The organism is Thermogemmatispora sp., assembly GCF_019683755.1.
In the GTDB taxonomy this organism is placed as follows: Bacteria; Chloroflexota; Ktedonobacteria; order Ktedonobacterales; family Ktedonobacteraceae; genus Thermogemmatispora.
Genome location: NZ_JADGHT010000212.1, coordinates 1 through 8,103 on the forward strand (window position 1 = coordinate 1; position 8,103 = coordinate 8,103).

At 59.8% G+C, this 8,103-nt stretch carries 7 protein-coding genes; all 7 read left to right on the forward strand.

Going from position 1 to position 8,103, the window contains the following annotated elements:
• Positions 1 to 303 precede the first annotated feature (303 nt).
• The 7 genes from IRZ24_RS13470 to IRZ24_RS13500 all read left to right on the forward strand — a co-directional run bounded on the left by IRZ24_RS13470 (position 304) and on the right by IRZ24_RS13500 (position 8,047).
• Positions 304 to 657: a DUF448 domain-containing protein gene (locus tag IRZ24_RS13470; RefSeq protein WP_297165105.1), complete on the forward strand. Its 354-nt coding sequence runs from the start codon at positions 304 to 306 to the stop codon at positions 655 to 657.
• Positions 658 to 1,248: 591 nt separating this feature from the next.
• On the forward strand, positions 1,249 to 3,651 hold the full coding sequence (gene infB, locus IRZ24_RS13475) for a translation initiation factor IF-2 (RefSeq protein ID WP_297165107.1): 2,403 nt from the start codon (positions 1,249 to 1,251) through the stop codon (positions 3,649 to 3,651).
• A gap of 21 nt (positions 3,652 to 3,672) precedes the next feature.
• On the forward strand, positions 3,673 to 4,125 hold the full coding sequence (gene rbfA, locus IRZ24_RS13480; RefSeq protein WP_297165109.1) for a 30S ribosome-binding factor RbfA: 453 nt from the start codon (positions 3,673 to 3,675) through the stop codon (positions 4,123 to 4,125).
• Complete coding sequence (locus IRZ24_RS13485; protein ID WP_297165111.1) at positions 4,122 to 5,180, forward strand: bifunctional oligoribonuclease/PAP phosphatase NrnA; 1,059 nt, start codon at positions 4,122 to 4,124, stop codon at positions 5,178 to 5,180. The genes rbfA and IRZ24_RS13485 overlap by 4 nt, the downstream gene beginning before the upstream one ends.
• Positions 5,147 to 6,094, forward strand: a complete 948-nt coding sequence (gene truB / locus IRZ24_RS13490; protein WP_297165113.1) for a tRNA pseudouridine(55) synthase TruB — start codon at positions 5,147 to 5,149, stop codon at positions 6,092 to 6,094. Before IRZ24_RS13485 ends, truB begins: the two co-directional genes overlap by 34 nt.
• Before the next feature lie 142 nt (positions 6,095 to 6,236).
• Positions 6,237 to 7,175, forward strand: coding sequence for a bifunctional riboflavin kinase/FAD synthetase (locus IRZ24_RS13495; RefSeq protein WP_297165115.1), 939 nt, complete (start codon positions 6,237 to 6,239; stop codon positions 7,173 to 7,175).
• A gap of 17 nt (positions 7,176 to 7,192) precedes the next feature.
• Entirely contained in the window at positions 7,193 to 8,047 is an 855-nt protein-coding gene (locus tag IRZ24_RS13500) for a DUF3662 and FHA domain-containing protein (RefSeq protein ID WP_297165117.1), read from the forward strand.
• The last annotated feature ends 56 nt before the right edge of the window (positions 8,048 to 8,103 follow it).

Consider the following 8,103-nt stretch of genomic DNA (forward strand, 5'->3'; position numbering starts at 1 on the left):
GAGTGGGAGGGAGGGCTGCATGTTCTGCAATCCTGGGCCTGGCCGCGTTCTCTCCGGCGCCGACTGCTGGGCTGGTCGATTTTGCCACTGCAGCTGTCTTGAGACAGCCTCGTAAGCGACCAGGCTGTATCTCTGTCCCCATGAAGGGAAGCGAGTGGTTGCTACAAGCCATCTCCCTGCGGAGCTTTTATCCTCGCTACGGAGGAGGGCGCCGGCAAGCAGGGGGTCAATCCCATCAGAGCTGAAAGGAGGGAGCCGCCTTCCTCCCCTGGATATTGCCAGGGGTCCTGGCGGCATGTTGCTATGGCCAAAGCCGCTAAGGGAGGGCGCCAGAAACACGTTCCGCTACGTACCTGTATTGCCTGCCGCGAGACCAAACCGAAGCGTGAGCTATTGCGCATTGTGCGCACGCCTGAGGGGCGGATTCTGCTCGACCCAACCAGTAAGAAATCTGGGCGTGGGGCCTATCTCTGTGCTCGCTATTCTTGTTGGCAAAAGGCGCTCAAGGTCAGAAAGGCAGGGGATCGCTGCCTACTAGAGCAGGAGTTTGAGCGCCAGCTCTCTGCCGAAGACCGTGCGGCGCTGGAGGAATACCTGGCCACATTGCCGCGGGAGGAGCAGCCTCCAAGTGGCCTCGCCAGGCCAGTAGCAACCTAGGAGCATGGAAGTGGGCAGGACGCTCGCTTCTGCCGAGGTGACGCCTGTTGCTCCCTGGATCTCGTCGGGGATCTCTTCTCCCGGCTGCTCTTGTCCTTTCCACTGGACCTTTATCTGGCAGAGCAGAGGCGCCGGGGAGAAAATTGGCTACAGCCTCAACCGTAGCGGGTTGCAAGGGTCCAGCGAGTAGGCTATACTGGAGAAAAGTTCGCGGCTCCCTGAATCCTTTGTTACCTTGTTCAAGATAAGGAAGCAGGGAGCAAGTGAGCGCTTTCCTTGTCGTCATTGTTGTATGTGTCACGCGATCTCGACTCTTCTTTACAGAGACACAGCCCCTCGTCTACAGGGCAGACGTGGTGCGCCAATGTTTGCGGAGCAAGGGCTATGTTAGGATAATCATAGCAGCGACTACGCCAGAGTGCGCAGACTGAGACAAACATGCCTGGCCTGCATTAGCGAGGGCTGTCTCCTCCCTTCACATCAACGGCTTCGGCCTTAGAAGGGATGGTGACAGTCCTTTGTTGTGGCTGTGAAGAGAGGTCTCCACCGCCAATTGTGGCGCATCATTCGCGATAGAAGGGAGTCTTCTTCATGAGAAATACATCCGAATCAACCACGAACACCAATGAGCAGGCGAAGGCAGCGACGACGCGCAGCCGTACCGGCACTCGCCCGAAGACTGAGAACGCCACACAGGGCGGTCAGGAACGTTCAACCAAGCCAGGCGCTCAAGGTGCTCAGCGCCGCAGTGCGCCGCCGGCGGGTGCGCCTCCGGCACGCAGCCAGCCGCAGCACCAGCAGCAACATCAACAACACCAGCATGGTGGCAGTGCCAGCCAGCCGCAGCAGCAAGGTGGGGCGGGCGCAGCTGCTACGCAGGGCCAGCGTCCAGGGGCGAGCAATGGTCAGCGAAATCAGCGGCCTATGGGAGGGGCCCAGCCCCAGCGGCCTGCAGCGTCAGCGGGTGGGGCGCCAGCCAGGTCAACGGCTGGTGGCGCGACCTTGGCAGGGGGGGCGTCAGCAGGTGGAGCCGCCATGCGTAGTGGCGGTCACGCTGGAACGGCGCCCGCTGGTCATGGAGGCAGTGGTGGAGGCGGTGTCAGCGCCCATGCCTCCGCGTCGGCTACCAGGCCTGCCACTCGTCCTCGCCCCAATGGGGGACGGCCTGCCGCTCCGCCTCAGCGCAGTCATGAGCGGCATGTCAGCCCCGTTAAAGAGAAGCCACCGACTGGCCCGGTTGCCATTCCACCGCAGATTGTCGTTCGGGACCTGGCTGAGCTGCTGCATACCACACCGACCGAGACGATTCGTCATCTGATCAAGCATCACATCTTTGCCAGCATCAATCAAGTCGTTGATTACGAGCAAGCAGCGCTGGTAGCGCGTGATCTGGGCTTTGAGCCGACGCCGCAGGTCATTTCGCCGACGAGTGCCAGTCTGCAGCGGGGAGCACTGCCAACCAGTGCGGTGCTGGAAGCGGCGCGCGAAGACAAGAATACTGTGCCGATCCCGCCGGTGGTCACCATTATGGGCCATGTCGATCACGGCAAGACCACCTTGCTGGACACGATCCGCAAGACGCGTGTGGCTGCCGAGGAAGCCGGTGGAATTACTCAGCATATTGGCGCCTACCAGGTTGAGGTCAAGGGCAAGAAAATCACTTTTCTCGATACGCCTGGCCACGAGGCTTTCACTGCGATGCGCGCGCGCGGCGCTCAGGTCACGCACATCGCTGTGATCGTCGTGGCCGCCGATGACGGCGTCATGCCGCAGACACGCGAAGCCATTGATCACGCGCGCGCGGCTAATGTCCCGATCATCATCGCGATTAACAAGATCGACAAGCCGACGGCCAATCCTGAGCTGGTCAAGCAGCAACTGGCTGAGATCGGCGTCATCGTTGAAGACTACGGCGGGGACACGGTCTGTGTGCCTATCTCGGCCCGTACAGGAGCTGGCATTGATGATCTGCTCGAAATGATCCTGCTTGTGGCTGAGATGCAGGATCTGCGCGCAAATCCGAACCGCCCGGCTATTGGCGTGGTCATTGAAGCCAAGCTGGAGAAGAGCACTGGGCCGATGGCCACCATTCTGGTGCAGGAAGGCACCCTCAAGATGGGCGACCATATCGTGGTCGGGCCGCTAGCGGGGAAGGTGCGTGCTATGTTCAACGATCGTGGCAAGCGCATCCAGAAGGCGCCGCCCAGCACTCCAGTTAGCATTCTCGGCTTACCCGAGGTGCCTCAGCCCGGTGATCGCCTCGAAGTTGTGCCTGATGAGCGCACCGCTAAGCAACGCGCGGCGGAAATCGCTGAGCAGCGCCGTGCTGAGAGTAGCCTGCCAGGACATGTCAGCCTCGATACCCTCTATATGCAGATGCAGGAGGGGAAGGCCAAAGAGCTGAATATCGTTCTCAAGTGCGATGTCCAGGGCACTGTCGAGGCCATTAAAAACGCCTTGCTCAAGCTGGGTGAGGAGAAAATCAAGCTGCGCCTCATCCACGAGGGCGTTGGTAACGTCACGGAAACCGATGTCCATCTGGCCGCCGCTTCCGGCGCCATCATTATCGGCTTCAATGTCAAAGCCGATAATGCCGCCCTACGCCAGGCCCAAAAAGAAGGCGTCGAGATCCGCTATTATGATGTGATCTATCAGTTGATCGAGGATATCGAGGCCGCACTCAAGGGCCTGCTGGAGCCAACTTATCATGAGGTGGTCGAGGGCCACGCCGAAGTACTGCAGCTCTTCCGCAGCGGTAAGAACACAGTGATCGCCGGCTGTCGAGTCACGGATGGTAAGGTCACCCGCACTTCGCAGGTGCGCGTGTTGCGTAATGGGACCAAGGTGCATGAGAGCCGTGTGGCCTCACTGCGACGCGGTAAAGATGACGTGCGTGAAGTAGCCGCCGGCTATGAGTGTGGTATGATCATTGAAGGCTTCAATGGCGTGCAAGTTGGCGATATAATTGAAGCCTTCAGGCAAGAAAAGGATTGAGGCCCAGGAAGGGGATAGATCATGCCAAACCTATATCGCCAGGAAAGGCTGGGTGAGCTGATTGCCGAGGAACTCAGCGATTTGCTGCGCACGCGCATGAAAGATCCGCGGATCGGCTTTGTCAGCATCACGCGAGTGGAAGTCAGTGGCGATCTAGCCCATGCCAAGGTCTATGTGAGCGTGCTGGGTAGCGATGAGGAGCGTAATAACACAATGGCTGCGCTCAAACGCGCCACAGGCTTTCTTCGCCATGAGCTGGCAGGCCGTCTGGTGCTGCGTCACGTGCCTGAACTGGTCTTTAAGCTCGATCTCTCGCTGGAGAAAGGAGCTGAAGTCATGCAGCTGATCAAACAGATCGAGCAAGAACATGCTCAGAAGCAGCAGCAACAGCAGACATCTCAGGCGAGCGTCTCTGCTCAACCGGCCACTGAGGAAGAGCAGAATCAGGCTTCTGATGCAACGGAGGCAGAATGAGCGCATCTGCGACTGCTCTGGCGGCTCAGCTACCGGCGGACCAGGTTGAACAGGCCCTGGCTTTACTCCGTTCGGCTCGGCGCATAGCTCTTTTAGCCCATGAGCATCCTGATGGGGATTGCCTTGGTTCGGCCCTAGGCCTGGCGCATATGCTCTGGGCTTGGGGCAAGGTGGCGGTGCCCTGTTGTGCCGACCCGCTGCCGCGCGCCTATAGATTTCTTCCTGCTCAGGAGTGCTTTCAGCAGGACCTGGGGGACGAGGATTTCGACCTGGTAGTAGCACTGGATGCTGGCGAGCTGCCACGCTTTGGCGGCCTCTATGAGTACCATCGCTCCTTTCTGGAGCGAGTGCCGTTGCTCAATTTTGATCACCATATAAGCAGCACTGGGTGTGGCCAGGTAAGCATCATCGACCCAACAGCGGCAGCCACGGCGGAACTGCTGGTACTCTTCCAGCAGCAGGCCCGGCTGCCGCTGACGCCGGAGGCGGCTCTCTGTCTCCTGACGGGCCTGATGACCGATACAGGCTCCTTTCAATTTCCGAGTACAACGGCCAGAACGTTGGAGGTAGCAGCTCTGCTCGTGCAGGCCGGAGCCTCGCCCGAGCCGATTGCCCAGGCAGTCTTTCGCACGCATCCGCTGGCTCAAGAGCGCCTGCGTGCCAGGGTCTTGCTGCAAGCGCAGACAGCTTGCGATGGACGGCTCATCTGGTCGTGGGCTAGTGATGCCACGTTAGCCGAGACCGGCGCCGTGCCGGAGATGGACGATAATCTTGCCGGTCTGCTCCGCGATATTGAAGGGGTGAAGATCGCGGCCTTTTTCAAGAGCTATGGCACACCGGGCACAACGCGGCTGAGCTTGCGCTGTGCAGCTCCCTATAACGCCGCGGAGATCTGTCAGCGTCTGGGGCGCGGTGGTGGTCATGCACGAGCCGCGGGGGCCACGCTTGATCTCCCCCTGGAGCAGGCGATCCCCTTTGTTGTGGCCCGGTTGGAAGATGAGCTACGGCGGGGAGAGGAGCGATGGATGGCATCCTCAACATCAACAAACCCGTAGGTCTCACCTCACACGATGTTGTTGCGCGCGTGCGGCGGCTCCTGCATCAGCAGCGTGTGGGCCATGCGGGCACGCTGGACCCGCTGGCCAGTGGGGTGTTACCGATCTGTCTCGGCCTTGCAACGCGCGTCGCCGATTATCTAAGCGAGGGTGGGAAGGCGTACCGGGCTGAGATCGTGCTGGGAGTAGAGACCGACACCTATGATCGCGAGGGCCAGGTTGTGAGCACACAGCCGGTCCCGGATCTTACTCGCGAGCAGATCGAGCAGGTACTGAGCGGCTTCCTAGGGCCGCAGCTTCAGGTACCCCCGCCCCATTCGGCCATCAAGCTTCAGGGAGAGCCAGCCTATCGCCGTGCGCGTGCCGGCGAGCGTCTGAGCTTAGACGCTCGGCCTGTGGTGATTGAACGCCTGACGCTCCTTGCCTGGGAGAAGCCACGGCTGCAGCTTGAGGTCGAATGCAGCAAAGGGACCTACATTCGTTCGCTGGCCCACGATCTGGGCCAGCACCTCGGCTGCGGGGGGCATCTGAGCGCCCTGCTGCGCACACGCAGCGGGCCATTGACCCTGCAGGAGAGTATCACACTGGAGCAACTGGCCGAGGCGCTGGCGAACGGCAGCCTTGAGCGCTATCTTTTGCCGCTCGATATCGCGCTCCAGCAGTATCCAGCGCTCATCATCGATGCCAGAACGCTGCAGCGGGTCCTACATGGAAACGGCTTTCGCGCCCCTGGGCCCTCGGAGTTGAGGCCAGCGCTAGCCGCACGGGCCGCCAGTAGTCCCCAGTTAGGGAAAGAGCCGCCTATGGTGCGCGTTTGCGATGAGCAGGGGCGAACCTGGGCCTTAGCGGTCTGGATGCCGGAGCAAGGTCTCTGGCAGCCAAGGCGGGTCTTTCTGCCTGAAAGCCGTCCCTGAGCGAAACGGCGCCGGCAGGCAATTCCCCCAGGCTGGTTAAGAAAACGCGCGATTGTTGCCTGACCACTAGAGCTGTGATACTATTAAAACGCCCGCTGCGGGTGCGATACTGAGCAGAACGTAAAGGGCCACCACTTTCAGTATGGACTATCAAACCACCGTAACCGCGCAGGAACCGATCGCCATTACCATCGGGAACTTCGATGGCATCCATAGAGGACATCAGCGCCTGCTCCATGAGCTGCGGGCATTGGCGGCAAAGCTGGGATGTAAGCCAGTCTTGCTAACCTTTGAGCCGCATACATTGGCGGTCGTGCGGCCACAGGTGCCGCTGCGATGCCTGACCTCGCTGGAGGAGAAACTGGCGCTGGCTCGACGCTATGGCGGGGTAGAAGACTCGATTGTCGTGCAGTTTACACCGCAGGTTGCCGCCATGTCGGCACGCCAGTTTTTGGATGAGCTGCGTGCTGCCTTTGGCTTAAGGGGCCTTGTGGTAGGGGAGAACTTCAGTCTGGGTCACAATCGTGAGGGAGACGTGGCCTTCCTGCAGCGCTATGGCGCAGAGCACGGGCTGGTGGTCCGCGCGCTCCCGCTGGAGGAAATACGTGGGGTGCGCGTCAGCAGTACGGAGATTCGCATGCTCGTCAGCGGGGGCCGGATCGCTGAAGCCGCCGAGCTGCTCGGCCATCCTTTGCTCTTGAGCGGCGTCGTTGTACACGGTGACCATCGCGGTAGGCTGTTGGGTTTCCCAACGGCCAATATTATACCTGAGCCATATCGCCTGTTGCCGGCCAATGGAATCTATGCGGCGCGGGTGGCAGTGGAGGAGGCGGGCATGAGTGACGTGTTTTCTTCTCCTCACGTCTATAAGAGTGCGGTGAATGTTGGGATTCGTCCGAATTTCCCTAGCAGGCGCCCGCTCGTCGAGGCCTACTTGCTGGACGTCGACCTTGATCTCTACGGCAAGCGCATTCTCGTGGAGTTCATCGCCCGATTACGCGATGAGCAGCGTTTTGACAGTATAGAAGCCTTGAAAGCCCAGATGGCCGCTGATGTGGAGCAGGTTCGGCAGATTCTCTAAAGGGAGCGTGAGCCAGGGTGAAAACGCGCCAGAATCCACTCTCACGGTTTGAAGCCTTTATGCAACGGCTGATCGAGGGGCCGTTTGCCTTTCTCTTTCCTTCCAGACTGGAGCCGGTGGAGGTGGCCCGCAAGCTGGAGCGGGCAATGGAGGATAATGTCTTTCAGGGGGTGGATCGCTTGTTGGCTCCTAATGTCTATGATGTTTATCTGAGCATCAAGGACCACCAGCGCTTTGCCCCCAGCCAGGCGATTCTAGTTCGAGAGTGGCAGGAGGATCTGGTGAATCTGGCCCGTCAACGGCATTACACCCTGCGCTCTAATCCGGTGCTACGCCTGCACGCCGATAGTAACTTGCGCCCCGGCCAGGTGCGCATCGAGGCCGAGCTGGTCGACCGGCAGCATCGTACCGGTGATCCCAGCCTGGATGGCGAGGTCATGGAAACGCAGGCCCTCAGCGCCGAGCAGCTCGCTCAGCTCCGGGCCCAATTGCAATCTGGCCAGTTGTTGCCCGGCATCGATGTCCCCGCCGGCTCCTCTGTGAGTGGCCCGGCTACTGCGCGACCTGCCCCCCCTTTACCGCAAGCCTGGCTGACCATTCGCCTCCCCCAGGGCCAGCAGGTCTATCGTATCGAGAAGCCAGTGATCAATATTGGAAGACAGCTCAATAACGATATTATTGTCGAAGATAAGCGCGTCTCGCGCTACCATGCTCAAATCAAGTATCAGCCCAATGGACAGTTCATGCTCTTCGATCTCGGTAGTACGAATGGGATTACAGTAAATGGGATGCCTGGGGTACGGCAGCATACCCTGCGCAGCGGAGATCGTTTCACCATTGGGAGCTACGATTTTTACTTTGAGCGAAGGTAGGGACACTGACTCATGCCTTTGGATGTCTTTTTATCTGACTCTTATACACATATCCA

What these genes read in the sequence shown, in the direction of transcription:
- rbfA (WP_297165109.1), top strand. Translation starts at nt 3,673, where the DNA reads ATGCCAAACCTATATCGCCAGGAAAGGCTGGGTGAGCTGATTGCCGAG.
- truB (WP_297165113.1), top strand. Translation starts at nt 5,147, where the DNA reads ATGGATGGCATCCTCAACATCAACAAACCCGTAGGTCTCACCTCACAC.
- IRZ24_RS13485 (WP_297165111.1), top strand. Translation starts at nt 4,122, where the DNA reads ATGAGCGCATCTGCGACTGCTCTGGCGGCTCAGCTACCGGCGGACCAG.
- IRZ24_RS13470 (WP_297165105.1), top strand. Translation starts at nt 304, where the DNA reads ATGGCCAAAGCCGCTAAGGGAGGGCGCCAGAAACACGTTCCGCTACGT.
- infB (WP_297165107.1), top strand. Translation starts at nt 1,249, where the DNA reads ATGAGAAATACATCCGAATCAACCACGAACACCAATGAGCAGGCGAAG.
- IRZ24_RS13495 (WP_297165115.1), top strand. Translation starts at nt 6,237, where the DNA reads ATGGACTATCAAACCACCGTAACCGCGCAGGAACCGATCGCCATTACC.